The sequence below is a fragment of the Streptomyces sp. SAS_270 genome, from assembly GCF_052543295.1.
Map to the genome: position 1 here is coordinate 34370 of NZ_JBMNDS010000068.1, position 22367 is coordinate 56736.

Consider the following 22367-nt stretch of genomic DNA (forward strand, 5'->3'; position numbering starts at 1 on the left):
CTCGCCATACCCCACGCCCGTACGCCCTTTCGGAAGGACACGCCATCCCATGGACACCATGCGCGACCGTTTCGCCCCTGTCGTCAGCCGACTCCTCGACGAGGACCCGCGGGTCGCGGTCGTCCTGGCCGAGATCGGCAAGGACGGCTTCACCGAGGCGCTGCGCAAGCATCCGGAGCGGGTGATCAACGTGGGTATCCGTGAACAGCTCCTGATCGGAGCGGGCGCGGGTCTGGCGCTGACCGGACTGCGGCCCGTGCTGCACACGTTCGCGAGCTTCCTCGTGGAGCGGCCCTTCGAGCAGGTCAAGCTGGACCTCGGGCACCAGGACGCGGGCGCGGTGCTCGTCAGCGCCTCCGCCTCCTTCGACTGGCCCGCCGGGGGCTACACGCACATGGCGCCCGGCGACGTGGCCCTGCTCGACACCCTGGACGGCTGGACCGTGCATGTCCCGGGCCATCCGGACGAGGCCGAGTTCCTGCTGCGGCACGCGGTCGCCGCCGGGGACGACAAGGTGTACGTGCGGCTGTCCGTGCAGTCCAACGCGCACGGGCTCGCCGTCGACGGCGCCCGGTTCCGCACCGTGCGCGAGGGGCGCGCCGGTGTGGTCGTCGCGGTGGGGCCGATGCTCGACTCCGTGCTGGAGGCCACGGAGGGGCTCGACGTCACCGTCCTCTACGCGACGACCGTCCGTCCCTTCGACGCGGCAGCGCTGCGCCGGGCAACGGAGGCGGCCGCCGCAGACGTCGTACTCGTCGAGCCGTACCTGGCCGGCACATCCACCGTCGCCGCCAACGACGCGCTCGCCGATGTCCCCCACCGGGTCCTCGGCCTCGGCGTGGGCCGCCGTGAGCTGCGCCGGTACGGACGCATCGACGAGCACACGGCAGCGCACGGCCTCGACGCCGCTTCGCTGCGGGAGCGAATCGGTGGCTTCCTGGGGGCGCGGGTCGGGGGTTGATCACTCGGATGCCGGGTGCTTGTTCCTGGGGTCCGCGGTGGACGCCGGAGACGGTGTTCAGTCGACGGCCGGAAGTCCCAGGTCCGGGTAGGACTCCAGCAGCCGGGGCGAGGCCGCCTGGCGCCAGGAGTCGGCGAGGATGTCGTGGAGTTCGCCCTCGTCCTCCAGGGCCGCGAGGCGGACCCGGACCCATGCGAAGCCCGCCTCGTGGTCGGCGATCCAGAACTTCCGCGGCTCGGCCACGGCCAGTTCGTCGCGCTCCTCCTTCGGGCAGCGCACGGCGATGGACGTCTCGTCCTCGGGCAGCGTGGCGAACATCTTCCCCGCGACCCGGAACGTGGGCATGTTCCAGGCGACCTTCTCCAGCGTGTCCGGCAGGGAGAGGGCGATACGGCGTACGTCTTCGGCATCCGGCATGACACGCACCGTAGCCAATGCCACTGACAATCACCCGCCGCGGGCAGCCGCGGTGAACGCACCGGCACTTGAGGCCGGTCCCACCCGCTTGTAGAAGATCGTCGTCGGATGCAGTACGCCGGTGGGTGTGGCCGCGTAGTCGGGGATCGCCCCGATCGGGGTCCAACCGGCGGAGCGGTACAGGGATTCGGCGGGACTGTCGGTCTCCGTGTCCAGGTGCAGCAGGGTGACGCCGGCCGCGGCTGCCGCGTGTTCGGCGGTGGTCAGCAGGGTGCGACCGAGGCCTTGTCCCCGGCCGTCGCGGTGCACCATCAGTTTCACGAGCTCGGCGCGGTGGCGGCTGTTGGGCTTGTCCGGGAAGGCGAGAGCGACGGTGCCGGTCACCCGGTCCGCCGCGTCCCGCGCGACCCACACGGCCAGCAGGCCGCCGGCCATCGCAGCCGCGCGCTCCGTCCACCAGGCGACGGCCTCCGTACGGTCGAGCGGCGCGAGGAATCCGATCGAGGCTCCGCCGTCCACGGTGTCGGCCAGCAGATCGGCCAACTCCTCCACGGAGGAGAGCAGTTGACCGGGTGTCAGCCGGGAGACGGTGGTCACGGCAGCACCACCGCCAGCGCGTACCGCACCTCGCGCGGACCGGGGCACGAGAACCGTGTCGGGCCCCAGACCCGCAGCCGTAGACAGTCTCCGACCCCGAGGCGGTGCTCGACGTCCTGCGCCGTCACGTCGAGGGCGCCGTCGAGGACCCAGATGTGCTGTTCGAGGCCGGGCACGGGCGGGCGGTCGTACGCGATGTCGGTGCCGGCCGCGAGCCGCCCCTCGACGAGTTCGCCGCGCAGGCCCGGGTGCGGCGGGGACACCGACCGCCGTACGAAACCGGAGGCACGGTCCTCCCAGATCCGCTGGTCGGCCGCGCGGACCAGCAGGGCGGGCTCGGCCTCGACCTCGCTGAGGAGCTGCGACATGGTCCGCCCGTACACCCCGCACAGGCGGTTCAGGAGCGAGGCCGTGGGGCTGATCTCCGCGTGCTCGGCCCGGGACAGGGTCGAGCGGCTGATTCCGCTGCGCTCCGCCAACTCCCCGAGCGACCAGCCGTGTTCGGCCCGCAATTCGGCCAGCCGGGCGCCGAGCCGGGCATCGAGAGCTCCACTCTCATCACTTCCCATATCCGGGACGCTATCCCAGATACGAGTCAGACTCCAGCTCTCATTCCACGCCCGCGGGCTCCGTCAGCGCCTTCGTCAACGCCTCCAGCACCGGCCTGATCAGCGGATGGTCCTCCGCTCCGCGGCGTACGGCCGCGAACACCCGGCGGGTGGGCGCGACGCCGTCGACCGGGCGCACGACCACGCCCGTGAGGTCCATGCCGCGCAGGGCCGAGCGCGGCACCAGGGCCACCCCGGCATCCGCCGAGGCCAGCGCGACGACTGCCCGGAAGTCGTCCGAGGAATGTTCGAGGCGGGGTTGGAATCCGGCGTTCTCGCAGGCCAGGACGACCACGTCGTGGCAGGGGTTGCCGGGGTACGGGCCGATCCAGGGGTCCTTGGCCAGCTCGGCGAGGGGCACCTCGGCGGCGTCGGCGAGCCGGTGGGTGACCGGGACGACCGCGTCGAACGGCTCGGCGTACAGCGGGACGTGGCTCAGGCGCGGGTCGTCCGCGTCCGGGGCGCCCCGGTACTCGACGGCGACCGCGATGTCGACCTGCCGGTCCAGCACCATGGGCAGGCTGGCGTCGCCCTCCGCGTCCTGGACACGGACCCGGATGCCGGGCGCGGTGACGGCGAGGCGGGCCAGCGCCGGCGCCACCACCAGCCCGATGCCGGTGGCGAAGGACGCGACGGTGACGGTGCCCGCCGCACCCGAGCTGTACGCGGCGAGCTCCGCCTCGGCACGCTCCAACTGCGCGAGCACCGCGTTGGCGTGGCTGAGCAGGATCTCGCCGGCCGGAGTGAGCCGTACACCCTTGGCGCCGCGCTCGACGAGCCGGTGCCCGGTCTCCTGCTCCAGGGCGGTCAGCTGCTGCGAGACCGCCGAGGGCGTGAGGTACAGCGCGGCGGCCGCCGCCGTCACCGTACGGTGGTCCGCCACCGCACGAAGGATGTGGAGCCGCCGCGCTTCGATCATGCGACCGATTCTCTCAGGTCAGGCCCCCAGCGCGGCCCGGGCGGCCACGAACGCGTCGACCGCCCGGTTCACGTCCGCCGTCGAGTGCGCGGCCGACAGCTGCACGCGGATGCGCGCCTTGCCCTGCGGGACCACCGGGTACGAGAAGCCGATCACGTACACGCCGCGCTCCAGGAGCAGCTCGGCCATCCGGCCGGCGACGGTCGCGTCGCCGATCATGACGGGGGCGATGGCGTGGTCGCCGGGGAGGATGTCGAAGCCCTCGTCGGTCATCCGGGAGCGGAACAGCGCGGTGTTCTCGGCGAGCCGCTCGCGCAGGTCGCCCGCCGACTCCAGGAGGTCGAGCACCTTGAGGGAGGCGGCCGCGATCACCGGTGCGAGCGTGTTCGAGAAGAGGTACGGCCGCGAGCGCTGGCGCAGCAGCGCGACGATCTCCGCGCGGGCGGCGACGTAGCCGCCGGAGGCGCCACCGAGGGCCTTGCCGAGGGTGCCGGTGATGATGTCGACGCGGTCCATGACGCCGTGCAGTTCGGGGGTGCCGCGGCCGCCGGGGCCGACGAAGCCGACGGCGTGCGAGTCGTCGACCATGACCATGGCGTCGTAGCGGTCGGCGAGGTCGCAGATCTCGCGCAGCGGCGCCACGTAGCCGTCCATGGAGAAGACGCCGTCGGTGACGATCAGGCGGCGGCGGGAGCCGGACGCTTCCTTGAGCTGCGTCTCCAGGTCGGCCATGTCGCGGTTGGCGTACCGGAAGCGGCGAGCCTTGGACAGCCGGATGCCGTCGATGATCGAGGCGTGGTTGAGGGCGTCGGAGATGACCGCGTCCTCGGCTCCGAGAAGGGTCTCGAAGACGCCGCCGTTCGCGTCGAAGCAGGAGGAGTAGAGGATCGTGTCCTCCTGGCCGAGGAACGCCGACAGCCGCGCCTCCAGCTCCTTGTGCACCTCCTGCGTACCGCAGATGAAGCGCACGGAGGCCATGCCGTAGCCCCAGCGGTCGAGCGCCTCGTGGGCGGCCGCGACGACCGCGGGGTGGTCGGCGAGACCGAGGTAGTTGTTCGCGCAGAAGTTGAGGACCTCACCCGGGCGGCCGCCCGCGGTGACGCTCACGGTGGCGGACTGCGGGGTGCCGATGACGCGCTCGGGCTTGTGAAGACCGGCGGCGCGGATCTCGTCGAGGGTGGTCTGGAGGTCGTCGCGTACGGAGTCGAACATCATCAGTTCCTTTAAGAGGTCCAAGAGGTCCCGGTAGGCGGTAACCGGTCTCGGTCAGGGGTCTCAGACAGTCCAGTCGAGGATGACCTTGCCGCCGCGGCCGCTCGCCGCGTCGGCGAACGCCGCCTCGAAGTCGCGGTAGCCGTACCGGCCGGTGATCACGGGGGCGAGGTCGAGGCCGCCCTCCAGGAGGACCGACATGGCGTACCAGGTCTCGAACATCTCGCGGCCGTAGATGCCCTTGATCGTGATCATGGAGGTGACGATCCGGGACCAGTCGACCGGGAACTCCTGGGACGGCAGGCCGAGCATCGCGATCCGGCCGCCGTGCGTCATGTTGGCGATCATGTCGCGCATCGCCTCCGGCCGGCCGGACATCTCCAGGCCGATGTCGAAGCCCTCGCGCAGCCCCAGCTCGCGCTGGCCGTCGGCGATGGTCGCGCCCGTGACGTTGAGGGCGAGGCTCGCACCGATCTTGCGGGCGAGTTCGAGGCGCTCCTCGCTGACATCGGTGATGACGACGTTGCGGGCGCCCGCGTGCCGGGCCACAGCGGCGGCCATCAGGCCGATCGGGCCCGCTCCGGTGATCAGTACGTCCTCGCCGACCAACGGGAAGGACAGGGCCGTGTGCACGGCGTTGCCGAACGGGTCGAAGATCGCGGCGACGTCGAGGTCGACGGGGACGCGGTGCACCCACACGTTCGACGCGGGCAGGGCCACGTACTCGGCGAAAGCGCCGTCGCGGCCCACGCCCAGACCGACGGTGGCGCGGCACAGGTGGCGGCGCCCGGCCAGGCAGTTGCGGCACTTGCCGCACACCAGGTGGCCCTCCCCGCTCACCCTGTCGCCGACGGCGATGTCCGCGACGTCACGGCCGGTCGCGACGACCTCGCCGACGAACTCGTGCCCGAGCACGAGCGGCGTGCTGATGGCCTGCTGTGCCCACCCGTCCCAGTTGCGGATGTGCAGATCGGTGCCGCAGATCCCGGTCCTGAGAACCTTGATCAGTACGTCGCCGGGGCCGATCGCGGGCTCCGGGACCTCCATGAGCCGAAGTCCGGGCTCCGCCTTCTCCTTGACCAGCGCCTTCAACGCTACGGCTCCTGTGGGTGAGACCCCGGGTCCGCGCACGCCGAAGACGCCCGTACCGGGGAGAGGGGTGGATTCGCGTAGCAATCTGCCGTACGGCGACGCCCCTGGTCCATCGAGGATTTCTTAAGCGGCGCCGCAGCTTTCCTTCACGCCTGCTCCTGCGCGAAGTACGGCACCGCGAGGAACTCGCCGGACGCACCTCGGTCCGATATGCGACGCAGACCACTTCGTGCCCCGCTTGCCCGGCCGAAGATCCCGGCTTACCGTGACGTGGATAGAACGTTCTATCCACTCTCTGGGAGTTCTCATGAGTCACGCCTCCTCCGCCCGCACGGTCGTACTGATCCACGGGCTCTGGATGACCCCGCGCAGCTGGGAGAAATGGATCGACCACTACCAGGCGCAGGGGCATCGGGTCATCGCCCCGGCCTGGCCGGGTCTCGACGCCGAGGTCGAAGAGATACGGCGCGACCCCTCGCGCATCGCGGGAGTGGGCCTGGGTGAGGTGATCGCCCGCTATGAGGAGGTCATCCGCAGCCTGGATGAGCAGCCCGTCATCATCGGGCACTCCTTCGGCGGGGCCGTCACGCAGGTGCTGCTGGACCGGGGCCTGGGCCGTGCGGGCGTCGCCATCGACTCGGCTCCCGTCAAGGGCGTCCTGCCGCAGCCGTACTCCACGGTGAAGTCGGTCCGGCCGGTGATCGGCAACCCCGCCAACAAGAACAAGGCCATCGCCTTGACGCCGAAGCAGTTCCACTACAGCTTCACCAACACGCTCAGCGAGAAGGATTCCGCCGCCGTCTACGAGCGCTACCAGGTGGCCGGTTCGGCTCGCGTGCTCTTCCAGGGCGCGTTCGCCAACTTCAACCCCCGCGCCGCGACGAAGGTCGACTTCCGCAACGAGCGGCGCGCTCCCCTGCTGTTCATCGCGGGCGGGGCCGACCACATCGTGCCGGCGAAGGTGAACAAGGCCAACTGGCGCCTGTACCGCAAGTCCCCGGCCGTCACCGATTACCAGGAGTTCCCAGGTCGCTCCCACTTCACCCTCGGCCAGGACGGATGGGAAGAAGTCGCCGACTACGCCCTCAGCTGGGCAGCTCACCACGACCTCAGCCGCGCCTGAGCGCCATCGGGCGACGCCGCTCCCCCCGGCTGCGCGGGATGGTCCCCCTCCCCCGACCGGTACCGGCCCACGCCCCTCCCCACGGACGGCGGATGCGCCTGTCCGTTACTTCACAGCACAAGGAAACGCAGCGATGCTCAATCACCGCCTGGTCCGTCCTGCCGCCCTCGGCGCAGCCGCCCTCACCCTCGCCGCAGGTCTCGCCGCAACCGCCTCGGCCGACCCCGCCCACCACGCCCGGTCCCACTCCGCCGCCAAGCCGACTGTTGTCCTCGTGCATGGCGCCTGGTCCGACTCGTCCGGCTGGAGCGGCGTCGTCAAGCGTCTGCAGGCCGACGGCTACCCGGTCACCGCCCCTGCCGATCCGCTGCGCGGCCTCAGCAGCGACGCCACCTATCTGGCCGACTACCTCAAGACGATCCGCGGCCCGGTCATTCTGGTCGGCCACTCCTACGGCGGCGCCGTCATCACCAATGCCGCCACCGGCAACCCGAACGTCAAGGCGCTCGTCTACGTCGCGGCTTTCGCACCGGATCGAGGTGAGAGCGCTCTGGCCCTCAACGCCAGGTTCCCCGGCAGCCACCTCAGCGACGACCCCACCGCCCCCGTCCCCACCGCCCTGAACGCCGTCCCCTTCACCCAGCCGGACGGCAAGACCGGCACCGACCTGTACTTGAAGACCGACAAGTTCCGCGACGTGTTCATCGGCAACCACTTCAGCAACGCCACGGTCGCCGAACTGGCCGCCGCCCAGCGACCCGCCACCGCGCAGGCTTTCGGGGAACCCTCAGGCACTCCGGCGTGGAAGACGATCCCTTCCTGGTACCTCGTCGCCCGCGACGACCACACCATCCCCGCCGCCGCCGAGCAGTTCATGGCATCGCGGGCACACGCGCACACCACCGAGATCAACGCCCCGCATGCCGTCCAACTCACCGACCCGGGCGCCGTGACGAAGATCGTGGAACAGGCCGCCACCACCGAGTAGCCCCCGCTGCCACCCGCCTCCGCCCACTGCTCAACGGGCGGAGGCCGTAGGCATGCGCGCTCCCTGGTGCACCAGGACGAGGGCGAGCAGTCAGTCCGCTGCCAGGAGAGCGGCGACGCCGTGCACGAGAGTGTCGTTCGCCTTCTGCGGATCGCTCAGGTAGCCGGCGACCATCGCTCCGTCACGCATGGCCACCATGGCATCGGCCGAGCGCGCGGGATCAGCCGCACCCGCCTGCTCGAAGGCGTCCTGGAGCGCCTGGTGAAACCAGGCCCGGTGCGTCAGCACCGCCTGATGGACAGCGCTGTTCCGCTCCGGGTACTCGGCGGCCGCGTTGATGAACGGGCAGCCGCGAAAGCCCACGCCGCACAGCTCCTCCCCGATCCCGGCCGCCACGGCTCGGAGGAAAGCAGAAGGGTCGGCGATCGCCTCCCTGGCTGCGCCGAGGCGGTCGCGGATGTCCTGGTCCGTTGTTTCGAGGTAGGCCCGTACGAGGTCGTCCTTGCCCGCGAAATGCCGGTAGAAGGTTCCGCGGGCGATCTCCGCCTCCGCCATGACGCGGTCGACACCGACGGCTCGGATCCCCTCGATGTAGAAGAGTCGACTCGCCGTGCTCAGCAGCCGCTCACGCGCCGGCGACCGGCGTCCTGGTGCAGTCATGTGCTTCGCCATACACCCATTGTATAGAACGTTCTTTCCACACATTGGGCGCCAGGTGGCAGAGCGCTGGTTTTGGGGGCGGGACGGTAGCCGTCCGGACTCACAGCGAGACGCACTCACGAGAGTGTCAGTTTTTCACCATAGGGCGTCGTCTGTGGATCCTGGAGGGCTCGCCTTCTGACCATAGCTTTGAGCGTGTCAGCCCGGCCGTGACAGGGAGCCGGGTGACGGAATCCGGAAAGGACAACACGCGATGAGCTCCGCAAAGCCCATTCGACTGACCTACGCCTTCGACGCCTACTGCGGCTGGTGCTACGGCTTCGGCCCGGCCCTGCACGAATTCGCCGCCGCCAACGCGGACCGGATCGAGCTGCGGGTGCTGTCCGGCGGACTGTTCTCCGGCCCGCGCGCGCTGCCGGTGTCGGCCTATCCGCACATCCCGGGCGCCAATGAGCGCATCGCCCAGCTGACCGGCGTCACCTTCGGCGACGGCTACCGTGCCGCACTCAAGGACGGCACTGTCGTGATGGACTCCGCCGACGCCGCCACCGGCCTGGCCGCACTGCGTAGCCAACAGGGCGCGAACGCCCTGGATGCCGCAGCCGCGATGCAGCGTGCCTGGTACGTCGACGGCCGCAGCCTCTCCGACGCCCAGGTCTACCGGGGCATCGCCGCCGAACTGGGCCTGGACGCCGACGCGGTGGCAGCCGCGTATGCCTCGCCCGCCGCCCGCACCGAGGCGGAGGCCGACTTCCTCCAGGTGCGCCGTCTGGGCGTAGACAGCTACCCGACGCTGCTGCTGCACACCGCACACGGCACCGACCGCCTGGGCGGCCCCGTCTCCTCGGCGGCCGCGCTCACCCAGGCCCTGGACCAGCACCTGGCCGCCGTAACGGCCGCCTGAACCCACCCCCCTCACAACACTCCTCTTCCCTCTGAAAGGCAGTACCCCCATGTCGACCACCCTGACGTACACCGTCCACACCGCCGGTGACACCGGCCTGCACAAGTCGTCCGTCCTGATCGCCGGCGAGCGAGAGGCGCTCCTGGTCGACGGCCAGTTCACGCTGGCCGAGCAGCACCGGGTCCTGGCGGACATCATCGACAGCGGCAAGGAGCTGACCACCGTCGTGGTCACCACCTCCGACCCCGACTACTACTTCGGTCTGGAAGTGATCCGGCAGGCGTTCCCGGACGTCCGGATCGTCGCCACCGCCACCACCGTGGAGCGGATCAAGGCCAGTTGGGAGAAGAAGCTCAAGACCTGGGCGCATCTGGGCAGGAACCTGCCCACCGAGGTGATCATCCCTGAGGTCCTGGACGGGGACCGCGTCAGCGTTGAGGGCCACGGCTTCGAGCTTCGTGGCGGCCACCCGGACCTGGTGTGGCGCACCGAGTACCTGTGGCAGCCCGAGGACCGCGCGGTCGTGGGTGGAGTCCTGCTCTTCGCCGGCCTTCACGTGTGGACCGCCGACACCCCCACGCCGCGCGAGCGGGCCGCCTGGGCCGACACGCTCGCCGAGATGGAGCGGCTCGCCCCGCGCTTCGTTGTAGCCGGCCACCGCTCGGCCGACTCTCCCACCGACGCCTCCGTGATCGCCTACACCCGCAGCTACCTCGCCGCGTTCGAGAAGGAACTGGCCGCAAGCGGCAACGACTCCGAGGCGCTGAAGGCCGCGCTCCTCGAGCGCTACCCGGACCTGGGCCTGCTGGTGGCTCTGGACCTGGGCAGCAAGGTCGCCACCGGCGAGATGGCCTGGGGCTGACGATGCGCACCTCCGCCCGTGTGTCCGCGTGGCGGGCCACCGGGACGACGTCCGGCGGCGGTACCGGTCATGCCGGTGCCGCCGGGAGGCCTACGGCTCCGGGCGGCACGACCGCCCGGGCCGCGGCCGCCGTGGAGTTCACCCTCACCGGCGGCGTGCTGTTGGTCCTGGTCACCGCAGTCCGCTGGGTGATGGCCTCCCCGCTCAGCCAGGCCCTGCCGGGCCCGCACCTCCAGCTCGCGGCCGTGGCCCTGATCGTCGGGGCGGCGCTCGTCTGGGCGCTGTCCTCTCCATGGGGCCGCTGCTCCGGCGGGCACCTCAACCCGGCCGTCACCCTCGCCCTGTGGCTGACCGGTGCCTTCCCCGGCCGCCGTGTCCTGCCGTACGTCGCCGCCCAGCTGGCCGGTTCCGTGGCCGGCACCGGCCTGGCCCGCCTCGTGTGGGGCCCGGTCGTCGGCGATCGCATGGCGTACGCCGCGGTCCAGCCAACCCCCGCGTGGTCGCCCGCCGCCGTGTTCACCACCGAAGCGGCGGCCACCGCCGCGATCCTCACCGTCGCCCTGGTGCTGATGTCCCGCCCCGCGTGGACGCGCTGGATTCCGCTCGCCCTGCCCGCCGCCACTGCCGTGGTCATCGTCACCCTCGGCACCCTGACCGGCGGATCCGCCAACCCTGCCCGCCAGTTCGGCCCCGCCCTCTGGGCACACCAGCCCGTCTACTGGTCACACCTCTGGGTCTATCTGGTGGCACCCCTCGCGGGAGCGGCCCTCACCGCCCTGCTCGCCCGGTACCGGACACATCACCCTGGCCCCTCTCCGCGGAGCGGCCGCGCACGGTCGCACGAAAGGCGATCGGAGACCGACTGGTGCGCTGCTGGAAGTACTTGCTGAAGTTGGTGGCGCTGGTGAAGCCGAGCTGTGCCGCGATACGGGAGGCCGGCTGGTCGCCGTGCGCCAGGAGGCGTTTGGCTTCCAGGATCACCCGCCGGTCGATGAACTCCTTCGCTCCCACCCCTGCGCCGGCCAGTGTGGCCCGGGAGAGGGTGCGGGGTGAGTAGCCCAGCGTCCGGGCGTAGTCCTCCAGGCGGCGCGTCCGGGTGAAGTCGCGTTCGACCGCATCACGGAAGTGCACGAACGTCTCTCCGGGTTCAGGAGCCGGGCTGCCGACCGGCGCGGTGCGCTGCGAAAGGCGCAGCACCAGGACCGCCAGCAGGTGGCGCACCACCGCCACATGGGCTTCCAGCGCGATGCCGCGCAGTGCCTGGGACTCAAGCGCCAGATGGTTCAGGGCCGTCTCCAAGGCGTGCCGGTCCTCGGTGTCGGCAACCCGGAGCACGGGGGCATGCGGATCGTCCACGCGCGCCGCGGCCACGGTGGCGGGATCCAGGAAGTCGCGCTCGAAGAGGATCAGAGTGCCCTCGGCGTCGTGCAGATCACCCCACTGCTGCACCTGACCGGGCCGGACCCACAGCCACGAGCCAGGCTTGAGGGCGTAGCCGGTGAAATCCACCGTGTGCCACAAGAAGCCGCTGGAGAGGGTGATCAGGTGGTGGAACGTCGGCCGCTGCGGTGCCCCCAGCCCTGCCTTGCCCATGCGGACGGCAGCCCGCTCCCGCAGTTCCGCCAACGTCATGATCTCGACGCCGGTCGGTGTGCCGACCGCGGGAGCGAAGCCGATGTCCACGATCTCGCGCGGGCCGTCGTGTCGTTTACTCACCGTCACCATTAGTCACCATGCAGAGAACGAGACCTGTTCACGCTCAGGCACGACCAACGCCTCCCCAGGACGCCACATTTGGTTGCGCCCCCGCCCTCCACCCACTTCGCGGATTGCAGCCCGAGAGCCGTCATGACGAGTCTGCCTCCGATGTCTCTCCACAGGCGAGCCCAGCAGTGTGGACGGCGTCGACGTCAGGGCCCTGGATCGGGCCCGGACGGTCAGTCCAGGCGGGACACCTGGTAGTGGGCGATGAGCCAGCCGTCCGCCGCACGCCGGACCAGGACGGCGAGCTTGACGGCGACGGTGGGCCGGTCGGCGAACGTGAAGTCGACGTCCAGGTAGCCGAGTACCAGGTCGTCCGCGAGTTGTCGGGTTTCGAGAATCCGGTACTCGGCTGTCATGCCCAGAGGCTGGGAGTCGTAGTAGTCGGCAACGCCGTGGCGTCCGACGCTGTAGGGGTGCAGGCCCTGGAAGATCGCGTCCTCGGTGAAGCCGGACGCGACCCGCTGCGGGTCGTGCGCGTCGACGGCCGATTTCCACCGGTCGAGGACGCCTCGCAGAATCGTGTCGTTGTCCGTGGTGGTGCTCATCGCGGATTCTCCCGTCGAGCGATGGCGAGTGATGGCCCGTGCTGTGAGGTGGTGGCGGGTGATGTGGGTTGGTGGTGGGTGGGTCAGTGTCCGGCGCTCATGCCTCCGTCGACGTGCAGGATCTCGCCGGTGACGAACGGGGCCGTCTCCAGGTAGAGCACGGCGTCGACGATGTCGCTCACTTCGCCCATCCGGCCCATCGGGTGCAGGGCGGCGAGGAACTCGTGGGTCTCCTCGGCGTGCATGGGGGTCTTGATGGTGCCGGGCGACACGGCGTTGACGCGGATGCCGCGGGTGGCGTACTCGATGGCGAGGGACTTGGTGGCGGACTGCAGACCGCCCTTGGTCAACGAGGCCAGGACGGAGGGCACGTTGGCGTCAGCGTTGTCGACCAGGCTGGTGGTGACGCTGACGATGTGACCGGCGCCCTGCGCGAGCAGGTGCGGCATGGCCGACTGGGTGATGTGGAAGAAACCGGCGACGTTGATGCCGGTCACGGCCGCGTAGTCCGCGGCCGTGTACTCCGTGAACGGCTTGGCGACGAAGACGCCCGCGTTGTTGACCAGGGTGTCGATACGGCCGAACCGCTCGACGGCGGCTGCGATCACACGCTCCGCGGTGGCCGGGTCCGCTATGTCTCCCTGGACGGTCAGGACGTCCGCGTCGTCGACGGGGACGATGGTGCGCGAGGTGGCGACGACGGCGTAACCGAGCTTGCGGTAGGCCTCGACGAGGGCGGCGCCGATGCCCTGCGATGCGCCGGTGATGACCGCGACCTTTTGGTTGTGCGTCGGGGTGTGCGTCTGGTTCTGAGTGCTCATGGTGACCTTCTCCGAAGGGGTGACCGGACTACTAGCCGACCGGTCGACTATTTGGAAGGTAGGTCGGCGCAATGGCAGCGTCAAAGGTCAAAGGGGGGTTCCGCGGGACTCGTTTCCTCCTGCCTGCGAGGCTCTGGCTCGCAGTGCAGATCAGCGCGGGAGGGCGTGCGGGTCGTCGGCCGGCAGCCAGGCGTCCGGCGCGTCGATGCCGAGGTCGCCGACACCGTCGCCCAGGGCGTCGACAGTGGCGAGAACCCCGGCACGGTCCTCGTGCTCACGCCAGACCAGGGACCAGGTCCAGTACGGCTTCGGCGCGACGATCTCACGGCGGACCAGGTCGGGGGGAAGCGGAGTGGTCTGCCCCTTGGGCGAGTTGAGGACCGGGCGGCGGCAGCGGCGGACGTGGTCGAAGAAGGCGGGGCCGGTGATGGCCCCGTCGGAGATGCGCACCGTACGGGCCCCCGTGACCTGCGCCAGCTCTTCGGCGTACACGTTCCAGGAGGCCCAGGAGGTGATGTCGTCGTCGACGAGGACGTCGGTGTCCCGGGCGGCCACGTCGGGTACGTCGCCGCTGTCACCGCCCTTGGCCACGGCGTAGAGCCGGTCGGCGCCGATCAGCCGGGCCCGCAGCCCCAGTCGCCCGAGGTCCTCGGTGCGCACCCAGCACACGGCGAGGTCCAGGCTGCCGTCGGCGACCCGGGCGGCCTGGGTGTGGGAGGGGGCGACCCAGGCGTCGACGTGCACCTGGGCCACCGCGGCCGTACGCGAAGTCAGGTCCGGGGGAAGCCAGTTGACGTAGCCGAGCCGTACAGACTCCGAGCCCGACAGTCGGCCGGCCCGGCGCTTGAGGTCATCGGCGCGCTCCAGCAGGGCGCGGGTGTGCGGGAGCAGGGCGGCGCCGGCCGGGGTGAGGGCGACGGCGCGGCGGTCCCGGTCGAACAGCCGCACACCCAGGTCCCGTTCGAGGGCCTTGATCTGCTGGGAGAGCGAGGGGCCCGCGATCAGAAGCCGCTCGGCGGCCCGGCCGAAGTTCAGTTCCTCGGCGACCGCGACGAAGTACCGCAGCTGGCGCAGTTCCACGCGCGCCATGCTACGCGCGCTGGGAGGCTGTGCCTCTCAGCAGCGAGGAAGCCGGTCGTGGCATCGGTGCTGGTGGCGGGCGCACGATGAGGCCGCAGCGGGACTTCCAACGGCACTGAGCGAACGGTGCCGCGTGAACGGCACCAAGTGAAGCCCATCGAGTGAACCGCACCGAGTGAATACCGCCGAGTATCGGAGAGAGATCATGCGAGAGTTCCTGGTCGAGATCACCACCACCGTCCCCGAGGGCACCAGCCAGGACGAGGTCGACCGGCGGCGGGCCGCCGAGGCCGTGCGCGCCGAGGAGCTGGCCGCCACCGGAAATCTGGGCCGACTGTGGCGCCCCGTGGGCGAGTTGCGCAGCATCGGCGTGTGGCGGGCCGCCGATGAGGTGGAGCTCCACGAGAAGGTGCTCGGCACGCTGCCGCTGCGCCCGTGGATGACGCTCACCGTCACCCCGCTGGAGTCCCACCCCAACGATCCGGGTCGGGGCGACGACGCGCGATGAGCGACCCTTCCCCTCGGACCGCAGACCTACGGACCGCAACCCTCCGGACCACAGCCCCGACCACATCCCCCTGGACCCATGTCGCCCAGGCCGCCGCGGCACTCGCCGCGGGAATGGGGGTCGGCCGCTTCGTCTACACCCCGATCCTGCCCCTCATGCACACCCAGGCCGGGCTGTCCGCCGGCTCGGGCGCGAACCTGGCGACGGCCAACTACGTCGGCTATCTCGTCGGGGCACTCGCGGGCATCCTGGCCCCCGCGCTGGTCCGTTCCCGCACCGTCCTGCGCGGCTCGCTGCTCATGCTGACCGCGACACTCGCCGCGATGCCCCTCACGCACAGCGCCGCCATGTGGGGCGTGCTGCGGCTGGTGGCCGGGGCGGCGAGCGCCCTGGTCTTCGTCGTCGCGGCCAGCTCCCTCCTGCACCACCTGCGCGGACACCCGCCGCAGCTGCCCGGCTGGGCCATCGGCGGCGTGGGCGCCGGCATCGCGCTGTCCGGTCTGCTGCTCCTGGGCCTGCGTTCCGTCGCGGACTGGCGGGGAGCCTGGTGGGCCTCGGCCGCGCTGACCGTCCTGCTCACCGTCGGCTCGTGGAACCTGCGCCCTGAGGCGGCTGCCTCCGTGAGCGGCGAGAAGTCCGAGAGCACGGCGCCCCGCACCCACCGCTGGTTCGGTGCGCTGTTCGCGAGCTACTTCCTGGAGGGCATCGGCTACATCGTCGCCGGAACCTTCCTGGTCGCCGCGATCGACCAGCAGTCCCCCGGCTGGGTCGGCGTCGGCGCGTGGGTGCTGGTGGGGCTGGCCGCCGTGCCGTCCCCGGCGCTGTGGGCGCGGCTGGGACGCCGCTGGTCCCGCCCCGGACTGCTGCTCGCCGCGCTGGTGGTCCAGGCGGCCGGCATCGCACTGCCCGCCCTGATCGGGGGAACGGCTGCCGCGCTCATCTCGGCGGTGCTGTTCGGCGGCACGTTCCTGGGTGTCAGCATGATCACCCTGGCCACCGGCGCACACCTGCGTTTCCCCCGCTCGGTCGCCCTGCTGACCGCCGGATACTCGGTCGGCCAGATCCTGGGCCCGGTGGCCGTCGCCCCGCTGCTGCACCACGGCTACCGTCAAGCCCTGTCGGCGGCCGCCCTCGTGGTGCTCGCCGCGGCCGCGGCCGCCGCCGTGCTGCGGATCGGATTCCCGCACCACATGGTCGTAGTACGACACACGGCCACGCCCCGGCAGCGAGAATCGACGCAGGACGCCCGGCCCGCAACGGCCGGCCCCGACGCTCTCGCCCCGCACTCGGCCAACTGACGTGGAGCCGCTCATGACCACCGCACGGGACCTCGCGATCGTCGCCCTGGACACGGCATCCGCCAAGCCGGTGGAACAGGGCGACCTGTCACTCGCGCTGGCGGGAGCCGAGGTGTTCGACCTGATCGAGGCCCGGGCCCTCGTCCTGGACGACGACCGCATCGTGCCCAGCGCCCCCTCGCCCACGGGCGACCGCCTGTTGGACGAGGCTGCGGCGGCACTCGTACGGCAGGAGCCGTACGAGTCGATCGAGGACTGGCTGTGGCGCCGGGGACGCGGGCTGTCCGCGGCCTATGTCGACGACCTTGAGCGGATCGGGCTGACGACCCGGGCGCGAGGACGCCGGATTCCGCTGCGGACCGGGCGGACGGAGCTGGTCGACTCGGCGGCCCGGCGCGAGGCCGAAGAGCGATGGACGGCGGGCGAGCCCGTTCTCACCGCACTGGCGGCCGCCGCCGGGTTCCACGACCAGCCGGCCGACGGCGCCGAGGACCTCGCGGGCGGCACGGCCGCGACCGTGCTGGCCGCCGTGGGGGACGCGTTGCAGGAGCTGGAGGCGGTACGCCAACGGAAGGTGATCGAGGACGCCGCGTTCGACAACGTGTGGCGCGGTTTCTAGGAGCCGGTGGCGCCGAGCAGGGCCCGGCAGTTCTGCCACAGCGGGCTCAGCCTGCTGGTGCTGTTGTACAGCTTGGCGAACATCACCTGGCCCTCGAGCTGGGCCACCACAGCCCGCGCCGCCTCCCGGGTGTCGGTCACGCTCACGTCGCCGCGGCCCTGGGCCTCCGCGACGACCGCCTCGACCATGTCGACCTGCGCGTCGAAGATCTCCTGCAGTCGCCCACGGACCGCCTCGGTCTGGTTGCTCAGCTCCAGGGTGAGGTTCCCGAACAGACAGCCCGACACGGTGCCGCACCCCTCCTGGCCGGCGCGCTGGCCGGCCTCCGTCTCCTCGAAGAGCCGCCGCAGCCGCCGCAGCGGCTGCGCGGCGCCGCCCAGGATTCGTGCCCAGTCGCGCTGCTGGGCCGCCCAGTGCTCGTCGACGACGGTGAGCGCGAGGGCCTCCTTCGATTCGAAGAAGTAGTAGAAGCTGCCCTTCGGCACCCCGGCCGCCTTGCAGATCTCGGCGACACCCAGGGCCGTGTAGCCGCGCTCCTCGATGAGCGAGCGTGCGGCACCGAGGATCTTCTGCCGGGCGTCACTGGTTCGTCCCACGAAGCAAGAATACGGCGGTACTAGACCGGTCGGCTGGCGACCTGAGTTGCCTCACAGCAGCGGGAGTCCGTCGGCCTCCCGTCGCTCCAGCCTGGCCACCAGCTCCGCCGCCGACGACTTGATGGTCTCCAGGCCGGCCCTCCCCCACGGCCGCGGCTCCACGTCGACGACGCACACCGTGCCGAGCACCGTTCCCGTGCCGTCGATGAGCGGTGCGCCCAGATAGGAACGGATGCCGAACTCGTCGACGACCGGATTGCCCGCAAACCGCGGGTAGTCGCGGACGTCCTCAAGGGCCAACGCCCTGCGTCGGACGACCACATGGGGGCAGAACCCATATTCGCGGGCCATATGGCGCCCGACCCCATACTCCACTCCGTCCGCCGAGGGCGTCACCGGCCTGAGTCCCTCGCCGGTCCCGTACGGGGTGTGCAGGCCCGCGAAGAACTGTCGTTCCTCGTCGATGAAGTTGACCATCGAGTACGGCACCGCCGCGACCTCCGCCAGCCGGTCCGCGAAGGCGTCGAAGGCCGGCTCCGCCCGCTCCCCCAGCCCCAGTCCGCGCAGCCGCCGTACCCGGGCGGGGGCGTCCTTGTCCTCCGGGGTCAGCAGCAGTCGACCGGGGGGACGCGGCGGGTCGTAGCTCATGCGGCGGCTCCGTGGCTCGGGAAACGGGTCATGTGTGGGCGCCGTGGCTCGGGGCGTGCGTCGGCGCGTGGGCGATGAGATGGCGGACCAGGGTGAGCAGGGTCTGTACGCCCGAGCTGGAGATCCGGGCGTCGCAGCGCACGATGGGGATGCCGGGATCGAGGTCGATGGCGGTGCGCACCTCGTCGGGGTCGTAGCGGTACGAGCCGTCGAACTCGTTGATCGCCACGATGAATCCGAGGCCGCGCTGCTCGAAGAAGTCGACGGCGGCGAAGCAGTCCTCGAGGCGCCGTGTGTCGGCGAGGATCACCGCACCGAGCGCCCCCTCGGACAGCTCGTCCCACATGAACCAGAACCGCTCCTGCCCGGGTGTGCCGAACAGATACAACACGTGTTGCGGATCGAGGGTGATGCGGCCGAAGTCCATCGCCACGGTCGTCTCGACCTTGTTCTCGATGCCGTCGAGATTGTCGGTCGCTGCGCTGACCGTGGTGAGCAGCTCCTCCGTACTGAGCGGCGCGATCTCGCTCACCGCGCCGACGAAGGTCGTCTTGCCGACCCCGAACCCTCCCGCCACCAGGATCTTCAAGGCGGTGGGGAAGGGGTCAGAGCTGTCGTCGTAGTCCATCGAGCACTGCCTCCAGAAGAGACCGGTCAGTGGGGTTGTGATCGAACGTGGGGGGCTTCGTGGTCAGCGCCCCGCAGTCGACGAGGTCGGACAGCAGCACCTTGGTGACCACCGCGGGCAGTTTCAGGTGTGCGGCTATCTCGGCGACCGAGACGGGCGCGCGGCACAGGTCGAGCGCCTGGGTGTGCTCGGGGCCGAGGTAGCCGAGGGGGGTGGCTCCGGTCGCCATGACCTGCGACAGGAGATCGAGCGCGGTCGTCGGCCGGGTCCGGCCGTTGCTGACGGTGTACGGACGCACCAGGCGCCCCGCCGCATCGTCGAGCCAGGGCCCGTCGCCGGCCGCTGCCACGCTCAAGGCCTCATCGCCGAGGGTTCGACGGCGTGCTGCCGGGGCGCGGTCATCAGATACGGCCGGACGCTCTTGACCAGCATCGCCATCTCGTAGCCGAGCACCGCCGCGTCGGCCTCGCGGCCCGCGAGCACGGCGAGACAGGTGCCGGAGCCGGCGGTGGAGACGAACAGCAGCATCGAGTCGAGCTCGACGACGACCTGGCGCACGTCCCCGCCGTCCCCGAAGCGGATGCCCGCGCTGCGGCCGAGGGAGTAGAGGCCGGAGGCCAGCGCCGCCATGTGGTCGGCGCTGTCCGTGTCGAGGCCGTGGACCGACTTCACGAGTCCGTCGCAGGAGAGGAGTACGGCGCTCGTGGTGTGCGGCACGCGCTGTACGAGGCCGCTCATCAGCCAGTCGAGATCGGATACATGGCCCGTCGGCACATCGCTCGCCATGGTGGATCGACTCCTTGAGGTACGAATGTCTGCGGGAGCGGAAGGGGTGGGGGTACGCGTGGGGTGGGGGGTGATCATCCGGCCGGTGTGCTCCCGTCCTGCCGGGCAGTGAGGTCGTGTCCGGGCGCAGGGGTTGATTCGCGCCTCCCCAGCGCTTCGTGCGGGGCTGGCGCGTGTGGGCCGGGCGCGTGTGGGCCGGGCGCGTGTGGAGTGGGCGCGTGCGCCGTGTGCGCGTCGGCTATGTGCGCCGCGCCCATGGGTGATGCCTCCACCGGCGCCTCGGCCGCGGAGGGGCCGCCCACGTGCGGCCCGTCCGCGTGCAGCCCGGCCACATGCGGCCCGTCCGCCTGCGACACATCCACATGCGATCCGTCGATGCGCGACACATCCATGTGCAGGTCATCCATGTGCAGCCCGTCCATGGGCGATTCGCCCATGTGCGAGCGCCCCACGTGGGCGTCCCCCATGTGGGCGCTCCCCATGGGCGACGCCTCCATGGCGGCTCCCCCCATGGGTGCCACATCCATCGGCCGCGCATCCGTGAGCGTGCTCTCCACGCGGGCGGATTCCAGGTACTGCGCCTCGGCGAGCCCGATGCCTCGTTGGAAGGCGGCCATCAGGCCCGGGTCGTGGCCGGCGACCTCATCCGAGTCCTGGCGGGGAGTGGGCCCTTCGCGCAGTTGCGGGGCGATGTGCTCCTGGGCGCGCCGCCGGGGCAGTTGGGGCTTGCCCATGGTGCCGCGGACAGCACTGTTGCGCGGGGTGGGCGGCGCGGTCGCGTTGTCCGTCACCGTGGGCCGGTCACCGGGGCGGATGCCGGGGACGGCCTCCGCCGGGTTGGGCCGCTCCAGGTGCGCACCACGCACGGGAAGCGGCGCCGGGGCGCCACCGCTCCCGGCCGGCGCCCGGTCACGCGGTCCTTGATCGGGCGGCAGCGGGTCATGTGGTGTCCGACCTTGTGGCGTCCGGTCATTCGGCGTGCGGTCATTCGGCGTGCGGCCTTGTGGCATCCGGTCAGGTGGCCTCTGACCATGCGGCGTCTGCCGCGGCACGGCGCGCACGGCCCCGTGCTCCCGCCCCGCACCGGCCGCCGGCGGGACCTCGGAACCCGGCGTTCTCCGGTCGACCTGTGCTCTCGACGGCGGACGCCGCGTACCACCGGCTTCGAGCGGCTGCGCGGACGGTACGTCCCCCATAACCCCGGGCTCTGCGGATTCAGTGCCCAACAGTGCCTGCGGGACCACGAGTACGGCCTGGACTCCGCCGTAGATGTTCGTCTGGAGCCGGACGTGGATGCCGTGCCGCCTCGCGAGCTGGGAGACCACGAAGAGGCCGATGCGGCCGTCCTGCAGCAGGCTGGCGACGTTGACCTGGTCGGGGTCGGCCAGCAGCGCGTTCATCTTGTTCTGCTCGCCGACGGGCATGCCCAGGCCCCGGTCCTCGACCTCGACGGCGAGCCCGGACGTCACGAGGTTGGCCCGCAGCAGCACCTGGGTGTGCGGGGCGGAGAACACCGTGGCGTTCTCGACGAGTTCGGCCAGCAGGTGGATGACGTCGGCGACGGCGTGCCCGCGCAGGGTGCCGTCGATCGGGGGCACCAGCTTGACGCGCGAGTACTGCTCGACCTCGGCGATCGCGGACCGCAGCACCTCGGTCATGGAGACCGGGTTGCTCCACTGGCGGCGGGAGACGGCGCCGCCGAGGACGGCGAGGTTCTCGGCGTGGCGGCGGATGCGGGTGGCGAGGTGGTCGACGTGGAAGAGGCCCTTGAGCAGGTCAGGGTCCTCAATCTCGTTCTCCAGCTCGTCCAGGATCGAGATCTCCCGATGCACGAGGGACTGCAGCCGCCGGGCGAGGTTGACGAAGACCTCGACCTTCTGCTCGCTGCCCGCGTAGCTGGAGAGCTGTGCGGCCTGGACGACCGCGGTGACGGCGCCGTCGTGGGCACGCGCCATGTCGGCGGCGAGCAGTTCGAAGTCATCCGCGTCCGTGGGGGGTTGGCGGCGCGCCTTGCGGGTGGGCGGGCTCTCACCGTGGCGCAGCGCCTCGACGAGGGTGCGCAGGTCGGCCTCGGAACGCGCACTGCCGCGGCGCAGCGCGCCGACCCGCTCCCGCACGGACTTGGCGGCGCGGTCCGCGGCCACGGCGGCGATCAGGATGCCGGTCAGCGCCACGCCCAGGGCTCCGGCGAGCACGGCCCACAGGGTGAGGCTGGGCGGCGCGCCGGTGGACCGGACGGTGAAGAGCACGGCCGCGCACGCGCTGAGGGCCACCGCGGTGGGGGGCAGGATCGCGAGCCGCAGCAGTTGGGGGCGTATGTGGGTCTCGGGCAGCGAGGGAACGGCGCGGGCGACCGGTCGTCCGTGCCGCCCGCCCTCACGGCGGTCTGCGCGTGCGGCCGGTGCGCGAAGGTGAGACATCGGTGTCCTCGTACTGGTGCGTCGGGGGCATGGGGGCTCCCGCGGGTCTGCGCGACTCGGGCATGCGCCATCGCGGCGCCGGTCGAGAGAACCGAAAAAAACGGCTCTGCGTCGCCCGACAGCAACTGACAGTAGTCGGCAAGGCATCATGTGCGGTGGGCAGTTGACAAACTCCTACGAAGAGCGTGCCGCTCTGGTATGAGGCTTCGCACGGGGGACCGATAATCACCTCGGACAGACGTTCCCCTGCGGCAATGAACTGATCACGGCTGGTCAGAAGCGGTCACTAACAGACGGCGAGGGGGGAGGAG

General features: G+C 71.0%; 25 protein-coding genes and 1 pseudogene. 9 read left to right on the plus strand and 17 right to left on the minus strand.

The annotated features are described in order from the left end of the window. Window positions 1-49 precede the first annotated feature (49 nt). On the plus strand, window positions 50-961 hold the full coding sequence (locus ACN6LB_RS33860) for a transketolase family protein (protein WP_445029170.1): 912 nt from the start codon (window positions 50-52) through the stop codon (window positions 959-961). Between the two features lie 57 nt (window positions 962-1018). Here ACN6LB_RS33860 and ACN6LB_RS33865 read toward each other — a convergent pair whose 3' ends face one another. From ACN6LB_RS33865 to tdh, 6 genes are all read right to left on the minus strand, one after another. Continuing rightward, complete coding sequence (locus ACN6LB_RS33865; RefSeq protein WP_356134439.1) at window positions 1019-1378, minus strand: MmcQ/YjbR family DNA-binding protein; 360 nt, start codon at window positions 1376-1378, stop codon at window positions 1019-1021. A 30-nt stretch (window positions 1379-1408) separates the two neighbouring features. Then, window positions 1409-1975 (minus strand): GNAT family N-acetyltransferase, encoded by a 567-nt coding sequence (locus tag ACN6LB_RS33870; RefSeq protein ID WP_445029171.1) that lies wholly within the window; start codon window positions 1973-1975, stop codon window positions 1409-1411. After that, complete coding sequence (locus tag ACN6LB_RS33875; RefSeq protein WP_445029172.1) at window positions 1972-2544, minus strand: helix-turn-helix domain-containing protein; 573 nt, start codon at window positions 2542-2544, stop codon at window positions 1972-1974. The genes ACN6LB_RS33870 and ACN6LB_RS33875 overlap by 4 nt, the downstream gene beginning before the upstream one ends. Before the next feature lie 40 nt (window positions 2545-2584). Next, window positions 2585-3502 carry a LysR family transcriptional regulator gene (locus ACN6LB_RS33880; RefSeq protein ID WP_445029173.1) on the minus strand — a complete coding sequence of 306 codons (918 nt, stop codon included), beginning with the start codon at window positions 3500-3502 and terminating at the stop codon, window positions 2585-2587. A gap of 18 nt (window positions 3503-3520) precedes the next feature. Continuing rightward, window positions 3521-4714 (minus strand): glycine C-acetyltransferase, encoded by a 1194-nt coding sequence (locus ACN6LB_RS33885; RefSeq protein WP_445029174.1) that lies wholly within the window; start codon window positions 4712-4714, stop codon window positions 3521-3523. 63 nt (window positions 4715-4777) lie between these two features. Continuing rightward, a complete protein-coding gene (gene tdh / locus ACN6LB_RS33890; protein WP_445029175.1) occupies window positions 4778-5806 on the minus strand; it encodes an L-threonine 3-dehydrogenase in 1029 nt (342 codons plus the stop codon). Between the two features lie 307 nt (window positions 5807-6113). Here tdh and ACN6LB_RS33895 point away from each other — a divergent pair, with 307 nt between their 5' ends. Together ACN6LB_RS33895 and ACN6LB_RS33900 are read left to right on the plus strand one after the other, a co-directional pair. Next, entirely contained in the window at window positions 6114-6929 is an 816-nt protein-coding gene (locus tag ACN6LB_RS33895; RefSeq protein ID WP_445029176.1) for an alpha/beta hydrolase, read from the plus strand. Between the two features lie 133 nt (window positions 6930-7062). Continuing rightward, window positions 7063-7917, plus strand: coding sequence for an alpha/beta fold hydrolase (locus ACN6LB_RS33900; RefSeq protein WP_445029177.1), 855 nt, complete (start codon window positions 7063-7065; stop codon window positions 7915-7917). A gap of 90 nt (window positions 7918-8007) precedes the next feature. On the opposite strand, the gene ACN6LB_RS33905 is transcribed toward ACN6LB_RS33900, so the two are convergent. Further along, on the minus strand, window positions 8008-8589 hold the full coding sequence (locus ACN6LB_RS33905) for a TetR/AcrR family transcriptional regulator (RefSeq protein WP_445029178.1): 582 nt from the start codon (window positions 8587-8589) through the stop codon (window positions 8008-8010). A gap of 241 nt (window positions 8590-8830) precedes the next feature. On the opposite strand from ACN6LB_RS33905, the gene ACN6LB_RS33910 reads away from it, so the two are divergent. From ACN6LB_RS33910 to ACN6LB_RS33920, 3 genes and pseudogenes are all read left to right on the plus strand, one after another. Next, on the plus strand, window positions 8831-9481 hold the full coding sequence (locus ACN6LB_RS33910; protein WP_445029179.1) for a DsbA family protein: 651 nt from the start codon (window positions 8831-8833) through the stop codon (window positions 9479-9481). 49 nt (window positions 9482-9530) lie between these two features. Then, window positions 9531-10343, plus strand: coding sequence for an MBL fold metallo-hydrolase (locus ACN6LB_RS33915; RefSeq protein ID WP_445029180.1), 813 nt, complete (start codon window positions 9531-9533; stop codon window positions 10341-10343). 191 nt (window positions 10344-10534) lie between these two features. Continuing rightward, window positions 10535-11065: pseudogene (locus tag ACN6LB_RS33920) on the plus strand (aquaporin); the annotation flags it as partial. A 46-nt stretch (window positions 11066-11111) separates the two neighbouring features. Here the strand turns inward: ACN6LB_RS33920 and ACN6LB_RS33925 are convergent. From ACN6LB_RS33925 to ACN6LB_RS33940, 4 genes are all read right to left on the minus strand, one after another. Then, the gene (locus tag ACN6LB_RS33925) at window positions 11112-12065 is read right to left on the minus strand and encodes a helix-turn-helix domain-containing protein (RefSeq protein WP_445029181.1); all 954 of its coding nucleotides are present in this window, start codon (window positions 12063-12065) and stop codon (window positions 11112-11114) included. A 215-nt stretch (window positions 12066-12280) separates the two neighbouring features. Continuing rightward, window positions 12281-12652: a YybH family protein gene (locus ACN6LB_RS33930; protein ID WP_445029182.1), complete on the minus strand. Its 372-nt coding sequence runs from the start codon at window positions 12650-12652 to the stop codon at window positions 12281-12283. 83 nt (window positions 12653-12735) lie between these two features. Beyond that, a complete protein-coding gene (locus tag ACN6LB_RS33935; protein ID WP_445029183.1) occupies window positions 12736-13473 on the minus strand; it encodes an SDR family NAD(P)-dependent oxidoreductase in 738 nt (245 codons plus the stop codon). Between the two features lie 150 nt (window positions 13474-13623). Next, on the minus strand, window positions 13624-14562 hold the full coding sequence (locus ACN6LB_RS33940) for a LysR family transcriptional regulator (RefSeq protein ID WP_445029184.1): 939 nt from the start codon (window positions 14560-14562) through the stop codon (window positions 13624-13626). 196 nt (window positions 14563-14758) lie between these two features. Between ACN6LB_RS33940 and ACN6LB_RS33945 the strand changes: the two genes are divergently transcribed. From ACN6LB_RS33945 to ACN6LB_RS33955, 3 genes are all read left to right on the plus strand, one after another. After that, window positions 14759-15061, plus strand: coding sequence for a muconolactone Delta-isomerase family protein (locus ACN6LB_RS33945; protein WP_445029185.1), 303 nt, complete (start codon window positions 14759-14761; stop codon window positions 15059-15061). Between the two features lie 113 nt (window positions 15062-15174). Beyond that, entirely contained in the window at window positions 15175-16359 is a 1185-nt protein-coding gene (locus tag ACN6LB_RS33950) for a YbfB/YjiJ family MFS transporter (protein WP_445029191.1), read from the plus strand. A gap of 13 nt (window positions 16360-16372) precedes the next feature. Next, window positions 16373-16978: a GOLPH3/VPS74 family protein gene (locus ACN6LB_RS33955; protein WP_445029186.1), complete on the plus strand. Its 606-nt coding sequence runs from the start codon at window positions 16373-16375 to the stop codon at window positions 16976-16978. On the opposite strand, the gene ACN6LB_RS33960 is transcribed toward ACN6LB_RS33955, so the two are convergent. From ACN6LB_RS33960 to ACN6LB_RS33985, 6 genes are all read right to left on the minus strand, one after another. Next, window positions 16975-17574, minus strand: coding sequence for a TetR/AcrR family transcriptional regulator (locus ACN6LB_RS33960; RefSeq protein WP_445029187.1), 600 nt, complete (start codon window positions 17572-17574; stop codon window positions 16975-16977). The two genes, ACN6LB_RS33955 and ACN6LB_RS33960, sit on opposite strands and share 4 nt — an antisense overlap. Window positions 17575-17625: 51 nt before the next feature. Next, window positions 17626-18222, minus strand: a complete 597-nt coding sequence (locus ACN6LB_RS33965; RefSeq protein ID WP_356134421.1) for a GAF domain-containing protein — start codon at window positions 18220-18222, stop codon at window positions 17626-17628. Window positions 18223-18250: 28 nt separating this feature from the next. After that, window positions 18251-18850 carry a GTP-binding protein gene (locus ACN6LB_RS33970; RefSeq protein ID WP_356134419.1) on the minus strand — a complete coding sequence of 200 codons (600 nt, stop codon included), beginning with the start codon at window positions 18848-18850 and terminating at the stop codon, window positions 18251-18253. Further along, window positions 18828-19199, minus strand: coding sequence for a DUF742 domain-containing protein (locus ACN6LB_RS33975; protein ID WP_356134417.1), 372 nt, complete (start codon window positions 19197-19199; stop codon window positions 18828-18830). The genes ACN6LB_RS33970 and ACN6LB_RS33975 overlap by 23 nt, the downstream gene beginning before the upstream one ends. A gap of 2 nt (window positions 19200-19201) precedes the next feature. Continuing rightward, window positions 19202-19636, minus strand: coding sequence for a roadblock/LC7 domain-containing protein (locus ACN6LB_RS33980; protein WP_356134415.1), 435 nt, complete (start codon window positions 19634-19636; stop codon window positions 19202-19204). A 74-nt stretch (window positions 19637-19710) separates the two neighbouring features. After that, on the minus strand, window positions 19711-22056 hold the full coding sequence (locus tag ACN6LB_RS33985; RefSeq protein WP_445029188.1) for an ATP-binding protein: 2346 nt from the start codon (window positions 22054-22056) through the stop codon (window positions 19711-19713). Window positions 22057-22367 lie beyond the last annotated feature (311 nt).